16 protein-coding genes and 1 pseudogene are annotated in these 21,926 nt (G+C 72.3%); all 17 read left to right on the forward strand.

Features of this window, described 5'->3' with window-relative positions; genetic code table 11:
- Positions 1 to 100 precede the first annotated feature (100 nt).
- Positions 101 to 2,089 carry a murein biosynthesis integral membrane protein MurJ gene (gene murJ / locus ABT095_RS33415; RefSeq protein WP_350533313.1) on the forward strand — a complete coding sequence of 663 codons (1,989 nt, stop codon included), beginning with the start codon at positions 101 to 103 and terminating at the stop codon, positions 2,087 to 2,089.
- Positions 2,090 to 2,372: 283 nt separating this feature from the next.
- Positions 2,373 to 5,510, forward strand: coding sequence for an N-acetylmuramoyl-L-alanine amidase (locus ABT095_RS33420; protein ID WP_350533314.1), 3,138 nt, complete (start codon positions 2,373 to 2,375; stop codon positions 5,508 to 5,510).
- A 199-nt stretch (positions 5,511 to 5,709) separates the two neighbouring features.
- Complete coding sequence (locus tag ABT095_RS33425) at positions 5,710 to 6,858, forward strand: UbiD family decarboxylase domain-containing protein (protein WP_350533315.1); 1,149 nt, start codon at positions 5,710 to 5,712, stop codon at positions 6,856 to 6,858.
- 349 nt (positions 6,859 to 7,207) lie between these two features.
- Positions 7,208 to 8,674, forward strand: coding sequence for an FAD-binding oxidoreductase (locus ABT095_RS33430; protein WP_350533316.1), 1,467 nt, complete (start codon positions 7,208 to 7,210; stop codon positions 8,672 to 8,674).
- Between the two features lie 33 nt (positions 8,675 to 8,707).
- Positions 8,708 to 9,922: an acyl-CoA dehydrogenase family protein gene (locus tag ABT095_RS33435; RefSeq protein WP_350533317.1), complete on the forward strand. Its 1,215-nt coding sequence runs from the start codon at positions 8,708 to 8,710 to the stop codon at positions 9,920 to 9,922.
- A 54-nt stretch (positions 9,923 to 9,976) separates the two neighbouring features.
- Positions 9,977 to 11,431 carry an MFS transporter gene (locus tag ABT095_RS33440; RefSeq protein WP_350533318.1) on the forward strand — a complete coding sequence of 485 codons (1,455 nt, stop codon included), beginning with the start codon at positions 9,977 to 9,979 and terminating at the stop codon, positions 11,429 to 11,431.
- Positions 11,432 to 11,587: 156 nt separating this feature from the next.
- Positions 11,588 to 13,150 (forward strand): AMP-binding protein, encoded by a 1,563-nt coding sequence (locus ABT095_RS33445; protein WP_350533319.1) that lies wholly within the window; start codon positions 11,588 to 11,590, stop codon positions 13,148 to 13,150.
- Positions 13,151 to 13,201: 51 nt separating this feature from the next.
- Positions 13,202 to 13,663, forward strand: a complete 462-nt coding sequence (locus tag ABT095_RS33450; RefSeq protein ID WP_350533320.1) for a pyridoxamine 5'-phosphate oxidase family protein — start codon at positions 13,202 to 13,204, stop codon at positions 13,661 to 13,663.
- A 40-nt stretch (positions 13,664 to 13,703) separates the two neighbouring features.
- Entirely contained in the window at positions 13,704 to 15,323 is a 1,620-nt protein-coding gene (locus ABT095_RS33455; protein WP_350533321.1) for an AMP-binding protein, read from the forward strand.
- Positions 15,320 to 15,721 carry a hypothetical protein gene (locus ABT095_RS33460; protein ID WP_350533322.1) on the forward strand — a complete coding sequence of 134 codons (402 nt, stop codon included), beginning with the start codon at positions 15,320 to 15,322 and terminating at the stop codon, positions 15,719 to 15,721. Before ABT095_RS33455 ends, ABT095_RS33460 begins: the two co-directional genes overlap by 4 nt.
- A gap of 166 nt (positions 15,722 to 15,887) precedes the next feature.
- A complete protein-coding gene (locus tag ABT095_RS33465; RefSeq protein WP_350533323.1) occupies positions 15,888 to 16,175 on the forward strand; it encodes a LysR family transcriptional regulator in 288 nt (95 codons plus the stop codon).
- A gap of 264 nt (positions 16,176 to 16,439) precedes the next feature.
- Positions 16,440 to 16,943 (forward strand): flavin reductase family protein, encoded by a 504-nt coding sequence (locus ABT095_RS33470; RefSeq protein WP_350533324.1) that lies wholly within the window; start codon positions 16,440 to 16,442, stop codon positions 16,941 to 16,943.
- 3 nt (positions 16,944 to 16,946) lie between these two features.
- Positions 16,947 to 18,485, forward strand: coding sequence for an FAD/NAD(P)-binding protein (locus tag ABT095_RS33475; protein WP_350533325.1), 1,539 nt, complete (start codon positions 16,947 to 16,949; stop codon positions 18,483 to 18,485).
- 35 nt (positions 18,486 to 18,520) lie between these two features.
- Complete coding sequence (locus tag ABT095_RS33480) at positions 18,521 to 19,330, forward strand: class II aldolase/adducin family protein (protein ID WP_350533326.1); 810 nt, start codon at positions 18,521 to 18,523, stop codon at positions 19,328 to 19,330.
- 44 nt (positions 19,331 to 19,374) lie between these two features.
- Positions 19,375 to 19,767, forward strand: coding sequence for a chorismate mutase (gene aroH, locus ABT095_RS33485; RefSeq protein WP_350533327.1), 393 nt, complete (start codon positions 19,375 to 19,377; stop codon positions 19,765 to 19,767).
- Positions 19,767 to 20,912: a prephenate dehydrogenase gene (locus ABT095_RS33490; RefSeq protein ID WP_350533342.1), complete on the forward strand. Its 1,146-nt coding sequence runs from the start codon at positions 19,767 to 19,769 to the stop codon at positions 20,910 to 20,912. The genes aroH and ABT095_RS33490 overlap by 1 nt, the downstream gene beginning before the upstream one ends.
- 108 nt (positions 20,913 to 21,020) lie before the next feature.
- Positions 21,021 to 21,905: pseudogene (locus ABT095_RS33495) on the forward strand (helix-turn-helix transcriptional regulator); the annotation flags it as partial.
- Positions 21,906 to 21,926 lie beyond the last annotated feature (21 nt).

A 21,926-nucleotide genomic window follows, 5' to 3' on the forward strand; every position in this document is an offset into this window, starting at 1 on the left:
GCCGAGGTGAGGCAGACTTCTCCGGCTGGGTGCACCCGCGCTCACCCCGGAGTGGAGGGCCCGCAGCGCCACCACCCAGGCACCGAGTGACGGGGGTCCGATGACCATGAACACGACGGGCGAGCCCCACGGCTCGTACGGCGACCCGCCCACCATGCCCCTGCGGCAGATCCCCGACCTGCCCGGCGTCCCGCCGCAGCCGGGCCACGCGCCGGCCGCGGTGCCCGGGCCGCGCGCGCCGCAGCCTGCGGTCCAGCAGCCTCAGCCCGCCGAGGCCGAGCCCGCCCCGGCCTCGACCGGGCGCAACGGGCTGATCATGGCGCTGGGTTCGCTGGCCTCGCGCGCACTCGGGTTCGTGCGTAGCGCGATGATCGTCGCCGCGCTCACCACCGGCCCGGTGGGCAGCGCGTTCAACGTCGGCAACTCGCTGCCCAACATCGTCTACATGATGCTCATCGGCGGCGCGCTCGCCTCGGTGTTCGTCCCCGAGCTGGTGCACGCCGCGCAGACCCACAAGGACGGCGGCGCCGCCTACACGGACCGGCTGCTGACTCTCTGCGGCGTCGTGCTGGTGGTGCTCACCGTCGGCGCCTGGCTGTTCGCACCGCAGATCGTCGACGTGTACTCCGACTACAGCGGTGCCCAGCGAGACCTCACCATCGCGTTCGCCCGCTACTGCCTGCCGCAGATCTTCTTCTACGGCGTGTTCACCCTGCTCGGCCAGGTCCTCAACGCCCGCGACAAGTTCGGCGCGATGATGTGGACGCCGGTGCTGAACAACGTGGTGGCGATCGCCGTCTTCGGCCTCTACATCGCGATCAGCAACCACGCGGAGAAGGCCGAACAGATGACCTCGGGCCAGACGATGCTGCTCGGCCTGGGCAGCACGCTGGGCATCGTGATCCAGGCACTGGGTCTGCTGCCCTCACTGCGGGCGGCCAAGTTCCGCTACCGGCCGCGCTTCGACTGGCGGGGCACGGGGCTGGCCAAGCCACTGCGGTCGGCGGGCTGGGCCCTGCTGCTGGTCCTGGTCACCCAGCTCTCCTTCGCCGTGATCACCCAGCTGACCACCCGGGCCGAGAACCTCGGCAAGCCTTTCGGCATCGACTACGCGGGCAACGCCGCCTACAACTACGCCTACCAGCTCTTCGTCGTCCCGCAGGGTGTCATCACCATCTCGCTGGTCACCGCGCTGCTGCCGCAGATGACCCGGGCGGCCACCGCGAAGAACCTGCCGGCCATCGGCGCCGACCTCGCCGACATGCTGCGCACCTCCGCCGGAATGATCATTCCGGCCAGCGTCATCATGGTCGCCCTGGCCGGCCCGATCTGCTCCGTCGCCTACCTGCACGGCCGGATGACCCCGGTCGGGGTCGAGGTCATCTCCCAGGCCCTGATCGCCTTCGTGATCGGCCTGCCGGCCTTCTGCGCGCAGTACGCGCTGGCCCGCGGCTTCTACGCGATGGGTGACGCCAGGACCCCGTTCTGGCTGACCGTCGCCACCACCGGCACCAACGCCGGGCTGTCCTGCGTCGCGTACTGGGTGCTCTCGCCGCGCTGGATCATCATCGGGATGGCCGGGGCGCAGAGCATCGCGTGCGTGGTCAGCATCGTGCTGACCGGCTGGGCGCTCGGCCGCCGTCTGCGCCAGGCGCCGGCCCCCCAGCCGGTGCAGCAGCCGGTGCAGCAGCAGCCCGAGCAGCCGGCCCCCGACGCGACGATGATGCTGAACCTGCGCCAGGTGGCCGCCCGCAGCGAGGCCACCATGACGCTCAACCTGCGGCGCGGCCCGGTCCGCAGCGGGCTGGACGGGGTGCGGGTGGTCACGCTGCACGTGATGCTCGTGCTGGCCTGCCTGCCCGGTGCGTTCGCCGGGCACTGGCTGGCCGACAGCACCGCGAGCGCGCTGGGCGGCGGGCTGATCGGCAACCTGATCGGCCTGGGCCTGGGCTCGCTGACCGTGCTGGCCTCGCTCTTCCTGCTGGCCCGCCCGCTCGGCGCCGGGGCGGCCGTCGCCCCGCTGGCCCGCAAGCTGCGCATCCCGTACAGCACCCCGGCCGTGGCCAACGGCGGCAAGCACCGTCGCTGACCGTTCATCAGAATATGGCCCTGAGCCGCAGGTCAGGGCACCTGATCGCCACATCGGCGCACCCGTTACGCACACCCGCGTTTTGTGACAGAGCCGTGACATCGGGCGGCCCCCCGGCCGGTGGCAAGGCCGTTCGAAAGTGTTAGCGTCGCCGGAGTCTTCCCTGCGTACGGCGCACCGGACCGCGGCGGGCCACCAGCGCGGCCGAGTGCCCCCGGAAGACTGCTGAGCACACGATCGGCCGGTGCGCCGGTACCACAGGGGAAGGGTCTGCAGACTCCGTATGACTGACATGCTTGGAGCCGCCCCCGGGCGCGGCTCGCACCGGGGAGCCCGCCGTCGGAGCCAGAAGCTGCGCCTTCCGCTGGCCCTCACGGTCGCCCTCGCCGCCTCCGCCACCGTCGCGACCACCTCCAACGCCGTCGCCGCCGGGGCCGTGACGACCACCGGCACGGACGCGCTGCAGAAGCAGTTCACCGCCGCCGCGGCCGAGTTCCAGGTGCCGGAGAGCGTGCTGCTGGCGCTCTCGTACCAGCAGTCCCGCTGGGAGTCGCACCAGGGTGCGCCGAGCACCACCGGCAACTACAACGTGATGGGCCTGACCCAGGTCGACGCGGCCGCCGTGACCAAGGCGCTGGCGAGCGGCCCGGGCGCCGAGGTGGACGGCCGTGGTGACGACGCCCCGGCGGGCGCCGCCAAGGCCCCCGCGCCGAAGGTCGTGGACAGCCCCGCGCTGCACACCCTCGACGCCGCCGCCAAGCTGCTCTCCCGCCCCGCCGACGAGCTGAAGACCGACTCGGCGCAGAGCATCCGCGGTGGCGCCGCCCTGCTGGTGCAGTACCAGAAGCAGCTCGGCAAGAGCCTGTCCGCCGACCCGGCCGCCTGGTACCAGGCGGTCGCCCGCTTCAGCCAGTCCACCGACGCCGACGGCGGCACCGCCTTCGCCGACCGGGTGTTCACCACCCTGCGCACCGGCGCGTCCTTGGTCACCACCGACGGCCAGGCCGTCCAGCTGGCGGCCAACCCCACCGTCGCCGCCCCCCGGACGGCCCTCGCCCCGCGGGCGCTGACCGCGAACGGCGCCGCCCAGGGCACCGTCGAGTGCCCGGCCTCGCTCAACTGCGACTTCAAGCCCGCCGCCTACGCGCTGACCAACCCGAACGACAAGACCTCGTACGGGAACTACACCCAGGCGAACCGTCCGGCCGACGGTGACAAGATCCAGTACATCGTCATCCACGACACCGAGGGCGGCTTCGACGGGTCCATCCAGACCTTCCAGAACCCGGCCACCCAGGCGAGCGCGCACTACATCGTCCGCTCCGGCGACGGCCACGTCACCCAGCTGGTGAACGACCAGAACATCGCGTGGCACGCGGGCAACAAGACGATCAACATGCACAGCATCGGCATCGAGCACGAGGGTTACGCCTTCCCCGGCGACAACGCGACCTGGTACTCGGAGCAGCTGTACCAGTCCTCCGCGACGCTGGTGAAGTACCTGGCCGCCAAGTACAACGTGCCGCTGGACCGTCAGCACATCATCGGTCACGACGACGTGCCGGGCCCGCTCCAGTCCTACATCAACGGCATGCACTGGGACCCGGGCACGTTCTGGGACTGGAACCACTACATGGACCTGATCAACCCGGCGGCCAAGGCCAACCTGGGCGGTCAGCCGATGGTCGGCGCCAAGGTCACCATCTCGCCCGCCTTCGACTCGACCAACCAGCCCCCGGTCGACAACAGCCAGGACCGCCCGCAGAACTTCGTCTACCTGCGCACCCAGCCGGACCCGAACGCCCCGCTGATCAACGGCGGCACCACCCAGGCCGCCGACTGGAAGGACAAGGCCGTCGCCGGCACCTCCTTCGTGGTGGCCGACCTCCAGGGCGACTGGACGGCGATCTGGTACGGCGGCGTCAAGGCGTGGTTCTACAACCCGGGCGGCTCGACCGCCAAGGCCGACAAGGGCACCGCGACGCCGATCCTGACCCCGAAGGCAGGGCTGGCCTCCATCCCGGTCTACGGCCGCACCTACCCCGAGCAGACGGCCTACGCGGCGTACCCGAACATCTTCAGCTCGAGCATGGCGCCGACCCCGTACGACGCGACCATCGCCGCCGGGCAGCGGTACGTCTCGGGCAGCGACACCCAGGTGCCGGGCGACTTCTTCTACGCCCAGAACATCGACGGCAGCGGGCAGAACGACCGCACCCTGGTGGTCGGCAACGACACGTACTTCCCGATCCGCTTCAACCACCGCCTGGCGTTCCTGAAGTCGACCGACGTGGACGTGGTGTACGCGCCCAGCGGCTACACCCCGTTCGGCCCGACCCGGGTGATGGACACCCGCAAGGGCACCGGCGTCCCGGCCGCCAAGGTCGGCCCCGGCGGCACCGTGACCCTCCAGGTGACCGGCGGCAGCACCGGCATCCCGTCCGACGCCACCTCGGTGATCCTCAACGTGACGGCCGTGCAGCCCACCACCGGCGGCTTCGTGACGGTCTACCCGAACGGGCAGCCCCGGCCGGTGACTTCGAACCTCAACTTCACCGCCGGGCAGATCATCCCCAACCTGGTGGTCGTCCCGGTCGTGAACGGCAAGGTCAACTTCTTCAACCAGGGCGGCTACGTCGACCTGGTCGCCGACATCACGGGCTACTACTCGCCGGGCAGCACCTCGAAGTTCAGCACCACCACGCCGACCCGCCTGCTCGACACCCGCACGGGCATCGGGGCGGACCAGGCCCCGGTGGGCCAGGACAGCAAGATCACCCTCCAGGTGGCCGGCCGGGCGGGCGTGCCCGCCAACGCCACCGGTGTGGTGCTCAACGTGACGGCGACCCGCGGCACCGTCGGCGGCTTCGTGACGGTGTACCCGAACGGCACCTCGATGCCGACCGTCTCGAACCTCAACTTCAGCGCCGGGCAGACCATCCCGAACCTGGTGATCGTGCCGATCGTCAACGGCAAGGTCGACCTGTACAACAAGTTCGGCAACGTCGACCTGATCGCCGACATCACCGGCTACTACACGCCGGACGGCGCCTCGAAGTTCACCAGCGCGGGCCCGACCCGCCTGCTGGACACCCGCAAGGGCATCGGCGCCACCCAGGCCCCGGTCGGCCCGGACTCCAGCATCTCGCTGCAGGTCGCCGGCCGGGCCGGGCTGCCGGCCACCGGCGTCAAGGCGGTCGTGCTCAACGTCACCGCCGTCGGGGCGAGCGCGGGCGGCTTCGTGGCCGTCTACCCGAACGGCACCCCGCTGCCGACCGTCTCCAACCTCAACTTCGGCCCGGGGCAGGTCATCCCGAACCTGGTCGTGGTCCCGGTCGGCGCCGACGGCAAGGTCGCGCTGTACAACAAGTTCGGCACGGTCAACCTGGTCGCCGACATCACCGGGTACTACACCGGCTGAGCCCCGCGAACGGCACCCGGTGGCCCGGTCCTCCCCGCCAGGGGTGGGGCCGGGCCACCGGCGTCCCAACCACCACGCGGTGCCGGGCGGATGTCACCACCTGCTGAGCAATGCCGGGCGCCGGGCAATGCCGGGCAACCCCGCTGGCCTGTGGTGTGATCGGGCATGGACGACCGCTCGTGAGAAAGGCGCCCCACCCGTGCCGTACGACGACCTCCGTTCCTACCTCGACGCCCTCGATCTGGACCGTCAACTCCGCCATCTCACCGAGGAGCTGGACCCCGCGCAGGGCCCCGCCGAGGCCTTGCGGGCCGCCGCCGAGCTGGGTGACCACGCCCCCGGGCTCTACCTCGACAACCTGCACGGCCTCCCCGAGGCCCAGCTCACCCTGGGGCTGCTCGGCTCCTGGACCAACCACGCGATCGCCCTCGGCCTGCCGCCGACCACCCCGCTGCGGGCCCAGATCGAGGAGTTCGGCCGCCGCTGGCACAGCCCGGTGGGGCCGGTCACGCACCGCGCCGATCCGGCCTGGGACGAGTACGTACTGACCGGCACCGAGGTGGACCTGGCCGCCGTGCTGCCGCTCTTCGAGCTGGGCGGCGACGAGCAGCAGGCCTCGGACCGCGCCCCGGTGCTCGCCGCGCTGCCCGGCCACCGCACCCCCGACCTGCGGCTGCGCCGGTTCGAGCCGAGATCCCGCAACCGGCTGGCCCTGCGGCTCACGGCCGGCGACCCGCTGGCCCACCACCCCCGGCAGGCCGACCTGCCGGTGGCCCTGGCCCTGGGCACCGAGCCCATGCTCACGGTGGCCGCCGCCACCGTCCGCAGCGGCTGCGCGTACACCCGGGCCGCCGCGCTGCGCGGGGCGCCCTGCCCCGTCACCACCGGCCCGCTGACCGGCTTCGAGGTGCCCTGGGGCTGCGAGGCCCTGCTCGAGGGGGTGCTCGAAGCCCGCGCGCAGGGTGCGACACACGCCCCCGTGGTGCGCATCGACCGGATCTCCCACCGCGCGAGCCCCATCTTCGACTCACTGCGCCGCACCGGCGAACACCTGACCGGGCCGGCCGCCTGCGTCCGGCTGCTCGACCGGCTGCGGGCCGACTTCCCCGACGTCCGGGCGGTCAACTCCCTCTACGGAGACGGCAGGTTGGCGATCGTCGCACTCACCCCGCGCCACCCCGGCCTGGCCGAGGCCGTCACCGCCCGCTGCCACGGGCTCGCCCCCGGCCACTCGGTGATCACGGTGAGCGGCGACGTCGACCCCTTCGACCTCCCGCAGGTGCTCGGCGCCCTCGCCGCCGGGCCCGCGCTGACCCTCGACACCACCCGCCCGGCCGTCCCGGTCTAGGGCCTGTCCGGCCGATCTTGTCGGATCAGCGCGCGACGTCGGGGGCCCGGCTGGGCGTGCGCCCGAGTCACCCTCGTACTGGGTCGTACTTGGGTGATTCGGGCGTGCGTCCAGGCGGGATTCCCGGTGTCGCGCGCCCGGCAAGACCGGCCGGACAGGCCCTGGGGCCTGTCCTCCGGATCACGCCGGCCGCAGGTGTGCGCGAACTGCGCACACCGCGTGCGCTGTTGCGCGAGAACCGGAGCCGTTCCGTCCCTACCGTGGTGGGCGTCGATGGGCACCTGTGCCCTCAGCCCCGCCTGCCGACCTCCCCGTCGGCCGGGCAGCGATGGAACTTTGAGGTGCTTTCATGACCGCGCCCGGCGCAGAAGTGACCAGCGCAGCAATGACCGCCGAGGAGGCTCTGGCCGCCGCGGCCGATGTGCTCGGCGAGGAGACCGACAAGGCCACCACCCTGGGCCCGAACGTCAGCCTCTACCGCTCGCGCGGGATCGACGGGGTGCTCCGGCCGCGGACCGCCGAGCAGGTGCGGCGGATCGTGAAGATCTTCGGCAGCTCGGCGCGGGCCGGTTCGCTGCACGCCTTCAGCACCGGCGGCAACTGGGGCCTCGGCTCCAAGGAGCCCGCCCGGGACGGCGCGGTGGTGCTCGATCTGCACGGGCTCGACCGGGTGCGCGACCTGGACCTCGCCGGCGGCTGGGCGCTGGTCGAGCCCGGGGTGACCCAGGCCCGGCTCGCGAAGCTGCTGGCGGGCACCGGGCGGATGCTCAACTGCACCGTCTCCTCCGCCCACACCAGCGTGCTGGGCAACGCCCTGGACCGCGGCGTCGGGCTGCGCCACCAGCGGGTCGAGGACCTGCTCGGACTGGAGGTGGCACTGCCGAACGGCGAGCTGGTGCACGTGGGTTGGTGGCCCGAGGCCGGCCGGACCACCCCGGTCTACCCGCACGGTCTCGGCCCCTCGCTGGTGCAGTTCTTCACCCAGTCCGACTTCGGCGTGGTCACCGCCGCCGCCGTGCGGCTGCTGCCCCGCCCGGAGGCGCTGCGGGTGGTCCGGCTCAACTTCGCCGCCGAGCAGCTGACCCCGGCGATCGACGAGCTCCGCCGCTGGGTGGCCCAGGGCCTGACCAGCGGTGTGGTCAAGGTCTACAACCCGCCGGCCGCCCGGGGCTACGGCTCCGCCGAGGGCGAGTACCTGGTGCACGTCTGCGTGGACGGCACCGAGGCGTCGGTGGCCGCCCTGACCGGGGTGGTCACCGCGGCCGCCGAGGCCAGTGGCCTGTTCACCCAGGTGTCCGCCACCGACGCGAGTGACCCGGCACAGCCGAACCACCAGGTGGCCAAGCTGGTCGAGGCCGCCTACGCGGGCGACCCGGACGCCCAGGACGTGCTCTTCGAGACCAAGATGGGCCGCCCGGCCGCCGAGTTGGACGAGAAGGGCGGCTTCCTCTTCTTCCTCCTCCTGGTGCCCTTCACCGGCCGTGACCTGGCCCGGGCCGACGCCCTCCTGGAGCAGGTCTTCCAGGAGACCGGGGTGCGCTGCGGCGCCACCCTGAACGCGCTGAACGCCGACCTGATCGACTGCGTCGTCACCATGAAGTACGAGCGCACCGAGGAGCAGGCCGCCCTCGGCCACCGCGCTCTCGACCGGCTGTACGAGCTCGCCGCCGAGGCGGGCTGGATGCCCTACCGCCTGGACATCGACCACGCCGACTGGACCGACCGCTTCGGCGACCCCGCCGCCCGGGCCCTGGTCCGCCGTCTCAAGGACACCGTGGACCCCAACCGGGCCGTCGCCCAAGGCCGTTACGCGTAACCCCCGCCTCCCCACAGACCTGAAGGACGAACCATGACCATGCTCGAACCCGACCCGACGACGATCAGATTCCAGTCCCGGCCGACCAGCGCCGCGGAGATCCTGGACCGTGCCCGCACCGTGGCGCCGCTCATCCGCGAGCGGGCCGAGGAGACCGAGCGGATCGGGCAGCTCCCGCAGGACGTCTTCGAAATGGTGCGCGACACCGGCGTGTTCGGGATGGCCGTCAAGAAGTCCTGGGGCGGCCCCGAGCTGGACGCCATGCAGCAGACCGAGGTGATCGAGGCGATCGCCACCGGCGACGCCTCCGCCGCCTGGGTCGCCATGATCGGCATGGACACCCCGATCTACAACAGCTACCTGGACGAGACCGTCGCCAAGGAGCTCTTCACCGACCCCGACGCCGTCACGGCCGGGGCGATCATGCCGCAGGGCCGCGGCGAGCGGGTGCCCGGCGGGTTCCGGGTCTCCGGCCAGTGGTTCTTCGGCAGCGGCATCAGCCACGCCACCTGGGTGATCGGCGGCTTCCTGGTCACCAACGACGGCGAGCTGGAGGCCAACCCCCGTACCGGCAAGCCCGGTTACTGGCGGATCTACTTCGCGCCGGTCGAGCAGCTGGACGTCCAGGAGACCTGGGACACCACCGGCCTGCGCGGCAGCGGCAGCAAGGACTACCGGGTCACCGACATGTTCGTGCCCGAGGAGCACACCTTCAGCTTCGCCGAGCCGCGGGTGACCGGCCCGACCGCCACCCCGGACACCATCCTGCGCAACATGGCCGGTGTCCCGCTGGGCGTGGCCCGCGCCGCGATCGACCACGTCCGCGCGATGGCCGCGACCAAGGTCGACAAGAACACCAACCAGCCCTGGGCGGAGAACTACCGCATCCAGACCGTCATAGCCCAGGCCGAGATGGACCTGATCGCCGCCCGCTACGGCGTCTACGGCAGCCTGGAGCGCCAGTGGCAGCTGCTCGAGGCCGGGGTCGAGTCGACCCCCGAGCTCCAGGTGGAGTCGGTGCTCGCCCGGGTCAACGCCTTCAGGACGGCCCGCTCGATAGTCGCCCGGCTCTTCGACCTGGTGGCGACCGCCGCCGTCTACAAGCCCTCCCCGATGGACCGCTGGCTGCGTGACCTCAACACCATGTGCCAGCACGTCATCGCCCAGGACGTGGTCGTCCAGTCAGCGGGCGCGGTCCTGCTGGGCGGCACACCGCACATGCCCTACAGCGTCGGGATCGTCGACTAATCCCCCGTACGACGGCCGGCAGACGGCTGGTACGGCAAACGAAGGAAGAGATTCATGGCAACCACCGAAGCCAATCCGAAAGTAGCCGAGGACGCCCGGCAGACGCCGGCTCCCCAGGCCGACTCCCGCTGGAGCGGCCGGATGTGGGGCATGCTCATCGTGCTCTGCGGCGCGATGTTCCTCGACGCGCTGGACAACGCGATGGTCGGCATCGCAGTCCCGCCGATCCAGGCGGACCTCGGTATGTCCACTTCCGCCGTCCAGTGGGTCGTCAGCTCCTATGTGCTCGGGTTCGGCGGGTTCCTGCTGCTCGGCGGCCGGATGTCCGACCTGCTCGGCCGTCGCAAGGTGCTGCTCGTCGCGGTGGGCGTCTTCGCCCTGGCGTCGCTGGTCGGCGGCCTGGCCACCGACGGCACGCTGCTGGTCGCGGCCCGGTTCGTGATGGGCGTCAGCGCGGCCTTCACCGCGCCGGCCGGTCTGGCGATCATCATCACCAGCTTCCCCGAGGGTGCGGCCCGCAACAAGGCCGTCTCCCTGTACACCGCCTGCGGTGCGGCCGGCTTCTCCAGCGGCCTGATCGCCGGCGGCCTGCTCACCGAGATCGGCTGGCGCTGGACCTTCCTGCTCCCGGTGCCGATCGCGCTCGGCGTGCTGTTCGGCGCGCTGGGCCTCGTCCCCAAGGACGCGGCCGCGGGCGGCGCCAAGCGCAGCTACGACCTCGGCGGCGCCGCCACCGTGACCCTGGCGATGCTGCTGCTGGTCTTCACCATCGTCGAGGCGCCGACCGCCGGCTGGGGCTCGGCCCGCACCATCGGCGGCTTCGTCGTCGCCGCGGTGCTGCTCGCCGCCTTCACCACCATCGAGAGCAAGGTCTCCCAGCCGCTGCTGCGGCTCGGCCTGCTGAAGAACCGCGGCCTGGTCGGCTCGGCGCTGACCGCCGCCGCGATCCTCGGCACCTACATGAGCTTCCAGTTCATCGGTGCGCTCTACCTGCAGAACCTGCGCGGCTGGTCGCCCCTGGAGATGGCGCTCGCCTTCCTCCCGGCCGGCCTGCTCATCGCCACCATCGCGCCCCGCGCGGGCGCCCTGGTCGGCAAGTTCGGGCCCAAGTGGATGATCTTCATGGGCTTCGTCGCCTACACCCTGTCCTACGTCCTCTTCTGGCAGATCGACGTCAAGTCGGCCTACCTGGTGGCGATGCTGCCGACCATGCTGCTGATCGGCGTGGCCTTCCCGTTCTCCTTCACCGGCTCCTACGTCCAGGCCACCTCGGGTGTCGCGGACGAGGAGCAGGGGCTGGCCGCGGGTGTGCTGCAGACCGGCTACCAGGTCGGTGCCGCGGTGGTGCTCGCCATCGTCACGGCGACCATGGCCGCGAACGGCAAGCCCAACTCGCTGACCAGCTTCCACAGCGGGCTGTACGTGGTCACCGGGATCTCGGCCTTCACCATGCTGGCCGCCCTGTACACCGCCCTGCGCGGCGCCGCCAAGCAGCGCGCCTCGCGCTGATCACGGCACGCCGACCAGCCGGTTGCACCGCCTGAGGGGCGCGTGGAACTGCGCGAGTGCGGAAGGCACCGGCCCATCGCCTTCCGGCTTCGCGCAGTGCCTCGCGCCCCTGGGCAGTGCAACCGGCTCTCCGCTCGAACGCTTCAGGAGGTGACCATGCTCGACACCCAGGTACGGTCCTCGACTCTGGTCGGCGCACCGCTGCCCGCCCCGGCCGCCCGCAGCCTCGGCGAGCTGCTCCCCCGGGCGGCCGCCACCGGCCGGGGCATCGTCCTGATCGGGGCGGACGGCGCCGAGGAGCGGCTCGGCTACACCGAGCTGTACATCAAGGCGCTGCGGGCACTCGGCGGCCTGCGAGCCCGCGAGGTGCCGCCGGGCAGCCCGGTGGTGCTTCAACTGGCGGAGCCGCACGAGCTGTTGACCGCGTTCTGGGCCTGTGTGCTGGGCGGGCTGCTGCCCGTACCGCTGTCCGCCGCGGCCCCGGCGGGCGAACTCGACCGGGTGCGGCGGGCCTTGGGCGATCCCTGGCTGCTGACCGACCGCCCCGAGGAGGGCCGGTGGCTCGGCCCGGTCGGCGAGCTGGCCGGCCCGAACGCCGAGCCGGCCCCCGGCGGCTGGGACGACCCGGCCGTCCTGGTGCTCACCGCCGGGAGCAGCGGCGCCCCCAAGGCCGTCCGGCTCAGCCACGGCAACCTGATCACCCGCTCCCAGGGCACCGCGCTGGACAACGGCCTGGACGGCGCCTCCCGGACCTTCAACTGGATGCCGCTGGACCACGTGAGCGGCCTGGTGATGTTCCACGTCCGGGACACCCTGGCCGGCTGCACCCAGATCCACGCCCGCAAGGACTGGGTGCTGGCCGATCCGCTGCGCTGGCTGGACGTGGTGGACCGGCACCGGGTGGACACCACCTGGTCGGTCAACTCATCCTTCGACCTGGTCAGCGACCTGCTGGAGCAAGGTGCCCGCCGCGACTGGGACTTGAGCTGTCTGCGGTACGTGATGAGCGGCGGCCAGGCGGTCAAGGCCCGGACCGTCCGGCGGTTCCTGGCCGCGCTCGCCCCGTACGGTCTGGCGCCCGGCGCCGTCCGGCCGGGCTGGGGCATGTCCGAGACGGCCTCGGGCATCGTGGACCACCGGGCCGACCTGAGCCGGCTGGCCGACACCGACCGGTACGTGCCGGTGGGCCGCCCGCACCCGGGCGTCTCGGTGCGGGTGGTGGACGAGGCCGGCCGCGTCGTCCCCGAGGGCGCCCTGGGCCACCTCCAGGTGTCCGGGCAGCCGGTCTTCGCCGGCTACTTCGGCACCTCCCCGGATGCCGAGACCTTCACCCCCGACGGCTGGTTCCGGACCGGGGACCTCGCCTTCGTCTCGGACGGCGCGCTGACCGTGACGGGCAGCGCGGACGACTCCGTCTCCCTGGCCGGGGCGCACTGCCACGGGCACGAGATCGAGTCCGCCGTGGAGGAGCTGCCCGGGGCGCTGCGGCACTGCACGGCGGCCTTCCTGGCCGACGGCGAGCTGGTGGTCTGCTACAGCCCCGCCCCGGGCGCCGACCGGGTGGCGCTGGCCGCGCGGATCACCGCACTGGTGCGGGAGCGGTTCGGCGTGCCGGTGAGCCACGTCGTGCCGGTGGCCGAGGACGAGGTGCCGCGCACCGGCACCGGCAAGCCCAAGCGGGCCGAGCTGCGCGCCTCCTTCAGGAGCAAGTCCCTTTGATTTCAGTTGAGTTGACACAGCGAGCACGGATACGGACGGAAGAGCGACACCATGGCTAGCATCGAAGAAGGACTCCGGCAGATTGCCGAACTCGGCGCGGCGGACAACTGGTTGGCCGTGCTGGTGACCCAGCGGGAGAGCGGCGACCCGGCACCCACGGTGGTCAACGCCGGTCTCGTGAAGCACCCGCTCACCGGCGAGCAGGCGGTCGCGTTCGTCTCGCGCGGCAACACCCTCAAGCTGAGGAACCTGCGCCGCGACCCCCGGGCCACCCTGGTCTTCCGGGCCGGCTGGGAGTGGACCGCCGTCGCCGGACCGGTCGAACTGATCGGCCCGGACGACGAGTTGCCCGGCTTCCCGGCCGAGCAGCTGCCGCAGCTGATCCGGGAGATCTACGCGGCGGCGGGCGGCACCCACCCGGACCCGGCCGAGTTCGACCGGGTGATGGCCGCCGACCGGCGCACCGTCGCGCTGGTCACGCCCGAGCGCTTCACCGTCAACGTCCGGGGCTGACCACCCCCGGGCGCCCCGCTCCAGAACGAGGAGACGCCGCATGATCAAGCTCGATGACATCCGCAGACACGCGGCCGTCCGGCCGGAGCGGGTCGCCCTGGTGGACGGTTCGACCCGGCTCGGCTGGGCCCGGTTCGCCGAGCACGTGGAGGCGGTGGCGGCCGGCCTGGCCGCCCTGCTGCCCCGGGACCGGCCGTCCAGGGCCGTCTTCCTCACCGAGAACCGCTGGGAGCTCGCGGTGGCCATGGCCGCCTGCGCCACCCTGGGGGTGCCCTGCACCGGGCTCGACCCGGAGGCCGACCGGCCGGCGCTGGCCTCGGTGGCGACCGCGCTGCTGCCCGAGCTCGCCTTCGTCTCCACCGCGCAGCACCCGCTGCTCGAGCGCCTCGGGCTGCCCGCGGACACCGTCCGGGTGGTGCTCGACGGTGTCCCCGACCCGGCCCGGGCCACCGTCCCGTTCGCCCGGCTGCTGACCACCCGGCCGCCGCACGAACTACCCGCTCCCCAGCCCTTCGAGGAGCTGACGGTGGTGCCGGACGCCGCGGGCGGCCCCCGGGTCGCCGTCCGGCGCCGCCCGGTCGCCGGCCGGCGCACGGTCGACCTGGTGGACCAGTTCGGCTTCGACAGCTCCGACATCCACCTGGCCGCCGCCCCGCTGAGCGAGCCGACGGCCCTCGCGCTGACCCAGACCTTCCTGGGCCTGGGCGCCACCCTGGTGCTCGTCCCGCGCCTGGAGTCCTGCGCACTGGCCGCGACGATCTCCGAGGAGCGCGCCACCACGATGACGGCCGACCCGGCCACCCTGCTGCGGCTGATCAACCACGACAGCGCCCGGCTGATCGGCGAGACCACACAGCTGCACTGCGTCATCACGCTCGGCCGCCACCTCAACCGCTGGGCGGTGAACGCCGCCTGGGAGCGCCTGGGCCCGGTGCTGCACCTGGCGCAGGCCGGCCCGGAGGTGGGCCTGTACGCGATGACGGGCCCCGACGAGCTGCACGTCGCCCCGCTGCGCTCGGGCCGGATGCTGCTCGGCAGCACCCTCGCGGTGCTGGACGAGGCCGGGGAGCCGGTGCCGGCCGGGCAGACCGGCCGGATCGCGCTCGGCGGCCACCAGCTGCTCAACGAGTACCTGGACGGCGAGCCGCCGGCCACCGTCACCCTGGACCTCGGCGAGGGGCCGCAGCGCATGCTGCTCACCGAGGACCTGGGCCGGCTGGACGAGCAGGGCCGGCTGGTCGTCACGGGTGGCGGCGGCAGCGTGCCGACCGTCCGCCGGACGGGGGCGATCGATGCCGAGCTCTTTCGTCTTGAGGCTGATCTACTGAGCCTGCCGTACCTGCGCGACGCCGCCGTGCTGCGGGCCGAGCTGCCCGTACTGGGCGACTGCCTGGTGCTGGCCTTCGTCGCGGTCTCGGCCGAGCGCGAGGCGAACGCCCAGGCCGCCCTGGAGGCGGTCTGCGCCCGCCGGGTGCCCTCGCTGCCCGCCCACGCGGTGGCCGTGGACCGCATCCCGTACAGCCCGACCGGGGCGATCCGCAGCGCCGAGCTGCTCGAGACCGCCGTGCCGATGATCTGCCTGGACGCCGTGCTCGAACGGCAGGCCCGGCAGCAGCAGCCGGCGACCCCGCAGCGCGTCCAGCAGGAGGTGTCCGCATGACCCGCGCCGCCACCAAGACCGCCGCGATCGAGGAGTCCTGGGAGGACTTCGAGGAGAGTTGCGAGATCGCCCTGGAGGAGGGGTACTTCGCGCTCGAGCTGGAGCTGCTCGAACTGCCGGCCGCCCAGGAGGTGGCCCTGGTGCACACCGAGCTGCCCGAGCTCGGCCCCACCCTGCTGGTCGCCTACGTGCCGCTCGGCCCCGGCCACGAGGCGGCCGGCCGCCGGGCCGTGCTGGCGGCCTGCGCCCGGCGGCTGCCGGGGGTGTTCGCGCACGCCGTGGCCACGGCGTCGATCCCGCGCACCGCGACCGGCGCCGTCCGGGCCGGCGCGCTGATCGACCAGCTGCTGCCGCAGATCGCCCGGGACTTCCTCTCCCCCACCGCGATGTCCGACTGACCTCGCACGTCTGCCGGAGGGCCCCCGATCCGCACCGGACCGGGGGCCTCAGCCATGCCCGAGCGGGGGCCCTCAGCCGTGCTGAGCAGGGGCATACAAACCGCACGGATGGTATTGTTTGCGAGACTAGGCCCACCCCTGGACACGCACAGGAAGGAGCCATGCCGTGAACCTTCAGCAGTTACGTGCGTTCTGCGCCGTGGCGGACCAGCTGAGCTTCACCTTAGCCGCCCGCAACCTGCACTACGCCCAGTCCAGCGTCACCGCACAGATCCAGCGCCTCGAAGAGTCGCTCGGAGTCCAGCTCTTCGACCGCAGCGCCCGGCAGATCGTCCTGACCGAGGCCGGGCGGACCTTGCTGCCCTTCGCGGCCCACATCATCCGCACCGTCGAGACGGCCCACGCCCAACTCGCCGCCGTCAAGGTCCGCACCCCCGCCCGCGGCGCCGCCTGAGCGCCCCGCGATCACCGGCCGAGCGCCACCTTCGGATCGCCGGCAGCAGGTTCCGCGCCTCGACCAGCCCGATAATTCGTCAGGTATAGCGCCTTTCCCGCGACCAACTCCCTTATTCCCATTACCGGTTGTTCCGGCCAGCCTAGAGCGGACGGGATATCCGGCGGCGGGGATGCGTGCATCGGCAATACTCCGTGCGCGCGGGTGCAAACCTCGCACGGGCGTTCTCCCTAGGCTCGAAAGCGTCGAACAGAGAGGCTGGGCATGAAGAACGACCTGCGCGACGTCATGCGCAATTTCGTCACCGGGGTCTGCGTGATCAGCACCTACTCGGACCAGGGTGCCACCCGTCGCCATGACGCCATCACCGCCAACTCCTTCACCTCCGTGTCCCTCGACCCGCCGCTGGTCTCGATCAGCCTGCGCACGGAATCCGTCTTCCTGACCGACCTGATGGAATCCAAGGTCTGGGGAGTTTCCATTCTGGATTCCACCCAGGAAGGCACCGCCCGGAGTTTCGCCCGCCCCCGCGAGGAGCGCGAGGAGAAACTCCGTCAACTCTCGCTGGAAACCGGCGAGAAGACCGGCACGCTGCTGCTGGACGCCCCCGCCTGGCTGGAGTGCCGCACCCGCGACCACCTGGTGGTCGGCGACCACATCATGGTGATCGGCGAGGTGGTCGCGCTCGGGGTCCGCGGCTCCGGGTCCCCGCTGATCTTCGTCCAGGGCGGGTTCCACCGTTTCGAGTCCGAGCAGGTAGGTAACTGAGCCATGCCCCGCAGATCCTCCATCGGAGTCGTCGGCGGCGGCGCGTCAGCGGTCTGCCTGATCGACGCACTGGCCCGGGCCGAGGCCGAACCCGGCAGCATCACGGTGTTCGACGCCTCGGCCAACCTCTGGCGCGGCCGGGCCTACCAGCTCGACACCGAGACGCTCAAGGTCAACGCCACCCCGGACGACATGTCGGTCCGGGCCGGCGACCTGCACCACTTCGAGCGCTGGCTGGAGACCAGGGACCGCGTGGTCGGCGCCACGATCGGCGTCGACGACTACTCCGGCGCCCGGTTCGTGCCGCGCACGGTGTACGGCGAGTACCTGGAGCAGAGCGCCTACGCCGCCCTCGGCGACCTGCGCCGCCAGGGCTGGCAGGTCCACCTGGTCGGCGAGAAGGTCACCTCCGCGACCCGGATGCCCGACCGGGTGCTGCTGCGCACCGGCGTCGGCCGGGCCCGGGCCTTCGACTACGCCGTGCTCTGCGTCGGCGGCGACAGCCCCAAGGACGTGTACGGCCTCGAGGGCGCGCCCGGCTTCGTCGGCGACCCGTACCCGGTCGTCGACAAGCTCGCCGACGTCGGGGAGAGCGACAGCGTCTCGATCATCGGCAGCGGCCTGACCGCCGTCGACATCATCCTCTCGCTGCGCGCCCAGGGGCACCGCGGCCGGATCAGCCTGCTCTCCCGCCGCGGCGTGCTGCCGGGCGTGCGGCAGCGGCCGGTCCACTTCGAGCTGCGGCACTTCACCCCCGAGCGGCTCAAGGCCATGGCGGCCGAGCTGATCGAGTTCACCATCGAGGACGTCAGCGCCGTGATGCGCGCCGAGTTCCAGGAGGCCGAGGCCGACCTGGACGCCGTGGTGGGCGAGATCCTGCGGGTCGACCAGGAGGACGCCGTCCAGCGGCTGCGCCGCCAGATCGCCGAGGTCGACTCCCCGCAGCTGGGGCTGCGGATCCTGCAGCGCGCGGTGCCGGAGACCGGGCCGGACGTCTGGCCCTGGCTGCGCGAGGAGGAGAAGGTGCGGGTGCTGCGCTCGCACTACCGCACCATCATGAGCCTGTGCTGCCCGATGCCGCCCGGCAGCGCGGGCGTGCTGCTCGACCTGGTCGACCAGGGCCGCCTGGAGATCCACTCCGGACTGCAGGACATCCGGCCGGCCGAGGCCGGCGGCTTCGAGGTCGTCACCGCCGACGGGCGGCAGCTGCACACCGACCGGGTGGTCAGCGCCGTCAACGCCTCCGAGGGCAAGATCCCCACCGAGGCGCTCCCGCTGGTGACGTCGCTGATGCGCGGCAACGCGGCCAGCCGCCACCCGCACGGCGGCCTGCACCTGGCCCGCGAGACCAGCAGGCTGACCGTCAACGGCCGCCCCGACCCGCGCCTGTACGGGCTCGGCAACATCGCCGCCGGGGCACTCTTCTTCACCTTCGGCGTCCCCTCCCTGGTGGACCGCGCCGTGGACATCGTGGCCGCGATCCTCGACCACACCGAGACCGCAGCCGCCGCCCTCCGCGAGGCCGTCCCGGCCGGCGTCTGACTCCCGCTTCTGCACTCCTGGAAGGACTGCGCACCATGACCACCGTCGACGAGCCCCGCGCCGAGTTCCTGGCGGACACCGCCACCGGTCTGCCGATCCCCGGCGAGCCGGTCTTCGCCACCGCGGAGGAGACCCGCCGCCACCGCAAGCAGCGCCTCACCGCGGCGCTCCGACTGTTCGGCAAGTACGGCTTCGGCGAAGGGATTTCGGGCCACATCTCGGTCCGCGACCCGGAGCACCAGGACCGCTTCTGGGTCAACCCCTTCGGTGTCTCCTTCAAGCACGTCAAGATGTCCGACCTGATCTGCGTGGACGCCTCGGGCCGGGTCGTGCACGGCAGGCACCGGGTCAACCCGAGCGCCTTCGTCATCCACTCCCAGATCCACGAGCTGCAGCCCGGCGCCGCGGCCGCCGCCCACGGCCACACCGCGCACTCCCGCGCCCTCGGCGCGCTCGGCCGCCTGCTCGAGCCGATCGACCAGGAGTCCTGCGCGTTCTACGGCCGCCAGGTGATGTACGACGACTACGAGGGCCCCTCCACCTCGCTGGCCCAGGGCCGGGACATCGCCGAGAAGCTCGGCGACAACCGGGCGATCCTGCTCCGCCACCACGGCCTGATCACCGTCGGCGGCTCGCTGGACGAGGCGGTGCACTGGTTCTTCACCTACGACAGCTGCGCCCAGGTGCAGTTGCTCGCCTACGCGGCCGGCACCCCCAAGACCTTCAGCCATGAGCAGGCCACGGCGGCCGGCGAGGGCTTCGGGAACGAGCAACTCGGCTGGTTCAGCTTCCAGTTGCTCTGGGACGAGATCGTCGCCGAGCAGCCCGACTTCTTGGACGAGTGAGCCCTGCAAGCCCCCTCCCCACCCGCTCCCACCTAAGGACGGACATGACCGTACGAGCCGTGCGCGGCGCCATCCAGCTCGACCAGGACGAACGTGGCGAGATGCTCGACAGCGTCAAGACCCTGTTCAAGGAGATGCTGGACGCCAACGGCCTGGGCCAGGACGACCTGATCAGCGTGATCTTCACCGCCACCCAGGACCTGCACAGCGTCTTCCCGGCCGTGGCGGCAAGAGAGTTGGGGCTCACCGACGTCCCGCTGATGTGCGCCCAGGAGCTGTCGATCGAGGGCGCGCTGCCCAGAGTGGTCCGCATCCTGGTGCACGCCGAGTGCGAGCGGCCCAAGTGCGAGATCCGGCACGTCTACCTGGGCGGGGCCGCCGCGCTCCGTACCGACCTCGCGGGGGCCGGCCTCGCCGGGGCCGGCGGCGTCCGGTGATCCGTACCGCGGCCGTGGTCGGCACCGGGCTGATCGGCACCTCGGTGGCGCTGGCGCTCTCCCGCCGCGGGGTCCACGTCCACCTGCTCGACACCGACGAGTCCGCGGCCCGCACCGCCGCCGCGCTGGGCGCGGGGGTGGTGGGCCGGCCCTCACAGCCGGTGGACATCGCGGTCCTCGCCGTGCCGCCCGGCCTGGTCGGCCGGACCCTGGCCGCCGAGCAGGCCCAGGGGCTGGCCCGCAGCTACACCGACGTGGCCAGCGTGAAGGCCGAGCCGGAGCGGGACGTGCTCAAGCGGATCGCCGACCCGGACTGCTACATCGGCGGGCACCCGATGGCCGGCCGGGAGCGCTCCGGCCCGCTGGCCGCCTGCGCGACCCTCTTCGAGGGCCGTTCCTGGGTGCTCACCCCCTCCGCCGTGACCTCGCGGGAGACGCTCAACCGGGCCCTGGAGGTGGTCGCGCTCGCCGGGGGCGTCCCGGTGCTGATGGAGAGCGACTCGCACGACCGCGCCGTCGCCCTGGTCTCGCACACCCCGCACGTGGTGGCCTCGCTGATGGCCGCCCGGCTGCAGCACTCGCCCGACGAGGCCTCGCAGCTGGCCGGCCAGGGCCTGCGGGACGTCACCCGGATCGCCGGGGGCGACCCGCGCCTGTGGGGCGACATCCTGGAGGCCAACGCGGACGCCGTCGCGAACGTGCTCGGCGAACTGGCCGAGGACCTCTCCGCGATGGTGGCCGCCCTGCGCCGGCTGGCCGGCGAGGACCAGCTCGAGCGCTCGCTGGGGCTCACCCAGGTCACCGAGCTGCTCGACCGCGGCCGGCTCGGCCGGGAGCGAATCCCGGGCAAGAACGGCGCCACCCTGCGCTGCACCCCCGTCCGGGTACTGATCGGCGACCAGCCGGGCGAGTTGGCGCGCCTGCTCGCCGATGCGGCCGAACTGGCCGTCAACGTCGAAGACATGACGATCGATCACGCCCCGGGTGGGGTCAGCGGGCTGGTCGAGCTGATGGTCTCGCCCTCCTCCGCGCTGCCCACCGTGCAGCGGCTCTGGGAGCGAGGCTGGCAGGTGCAGCGCATCCCCGGCCTGCCCTGCGAACGGCTCCCCGAGCGGCCGGCCCTGTCGGGCTCCACGGCCGGGTGACCGTCGCGGCCTCGGCTCATCGAAGTTTGCGATGCCCTTAGGAAACCGCCCAGTCCGTATGTTCTTCTTGCTACCAGGAGAAGAGCAGGCCCAGGAGGGGTGGCACGCATGCCGTACGTCGAGTCGCCGACCGTCCAGCGGGCCGCCACCGCTCCCGTCACCGCTCCCGTCACCGATCCCAGACCGGTGGCGAGCCCCTCCGGGGTCCAGGTCGTCCGGGAGCACGACGCGGACTTACGCGGCACCACCGCGCGCCACCGCTTCGGCGAGGTGCTGGTGAGCCTGGCCGAGGGCGGGCCCTTCGAGGCGATCCGCCCCGGCCGCCTGATCGACCGTGAGGCGGAGGGCTTCCTGCGGCTCAGCCGGATGCTGGCCGGGGAGCTCTGGGTCTTCCAGGACGGCCGGTTCGGCGTCGCCCGGGGCCCCCAGCTGATCTGCTCCGACACCAGCCGGGCCTTCAAGCTCGTGCTGCCCAAGCCGTTCCGGATGGTCAGCCTGCTCGTCCCGCACCGGCTGATGGGCGTCACCCCCAAGGAGGCGAGCCTGCTCACCGCCGGGCCGTGGGGCGGCGGGCAGGGCCTGGCCGCACTGCTCTCCGCCCTGCTGGCCGAACTCGAGGAGCACGGCGAGGAGATCGACACCGCGGTGGACCTGCTCGGCAGCAGCGTCGCCGGGCTCACCGCCGCCCTGTTCACCGAGCGGATGCGCACCCAGGCGGCGGACTCCCAGGTCGCCCGCCAGTCCCTGATCCTCAGCGTCCAGAACTACGTCCGCGAGCACCTCGCCGACCCCGACCTCTGCCCGGCCACCATCGCGCAGCGGTACAACGTCTCGCTCCGCTACCTGCAGAAGATCTTCCGCGAGCACGGCACCAGCCCCGCCCGCTGGATCCGCGACGAACGCCTGGCCCGCTGCTGCGCCGAGCTGAGCGACCCCGGCCTCGCCCACCTCCCGGTCGCCGTGATCGGCGAGCGCTCCGGCCTGTACGGCGCCTCGCACTTCAGCCGGCTCTTC

Source organism: Kitasatospora sp. NPDC002227, assembly GCF_040296285.1.
GTDB lineage: Bacteria > Actinomycetota > Actinomycetes > Streptomycetales > Streptomycetaceae > Kitasatospora.

Coding starts and splice junctions, on each gene's coding strand:
- murJ (WP_350533313.1), top strand. CDS start 101: ATGACCATGAACACGACGGGCGAGCCCCACGGCTCGTACGGCGACCCG.
- ABT095_RS33450 (WP_350533320.1), top strand. CDS start 13,202: ATGGCTAGCATCGAAGAAGGACTCCGGCAGATTGCCGAACTCGGCGCG.
- ABT095_RS33470 (WP_350533324.1), top strand. CDS start 16,440: ATGAAGAACGACCTGCGCGACGTCATGCGCAATTTCGTCACCGGGGTC.
- ABT095_RS33460 (WP_350533322.1), top strand. CDS start 15,320: ATGACCCGCGCCGCCACCAAGACCGCCGCGATCGAGGAGTCCTGGGAG.
- ABT095_RS33420 (WP_350533314.1), top strand. CDS start 2,373: ATGACTGACATGCTTGGAGCCGCCCCCGGGCGCGGCTCGCACCGGGGA.
- ABT095_RS33435 (WP_350533317.1), top strand. CDS start 8,708: ATGACCATGCTCGAACCCGACCCGACGACGATCAGATTCCAGTCCCGG.
- aroH (WP_350533327.1), top strand. CDS start 19,375: ATGACCGTACGAGCCGTGCGCGGCGCCATCCAGCTCGACCAGGACGAA.
- ABT095_RS33475 (WP_350533325.1), top strand. CDS start 16,947: ATGCCCCGCAGATCCTCCATCGGAGTCGTCGGCGGCGGCGCGTCAGCG.
- ABT095_RS33440 (WP_350533318.1), top strand. CDS start 9,977: ATGGCAACCACCGAAGCCAATCCGAAAGTAGCCGAGGACGCCCGGCAG.
- ABT095_RS33480 (WP_350533326.1), top strand. CDS start 18,521: ATGACCACCGTCGACGAGCCCCGCGCCGAGTTCCTGGCGGACACCGCC.
- ABT095_RS33445 (WP_350533319.1), top strand. CDS start 11,588: ATGCTCGACACCCAGGTACGGTCCTCGACTCTGGTCGGCGCACCGCTG.
- ABT095_RS33455 (WP_350533321.1), top strand. CDS start 13,704: ATGATCAAGCTCGATGACATCCGCAGACACGCGGCCGTCCGGCCGGAG.
- ABT095_RS33430 (WP_350533316.1), top strand. CDS start 7,208: ATGACCGCGCCCGGCGCAGAAGTGACCAGCGCAGCAATGACCGCCGAG.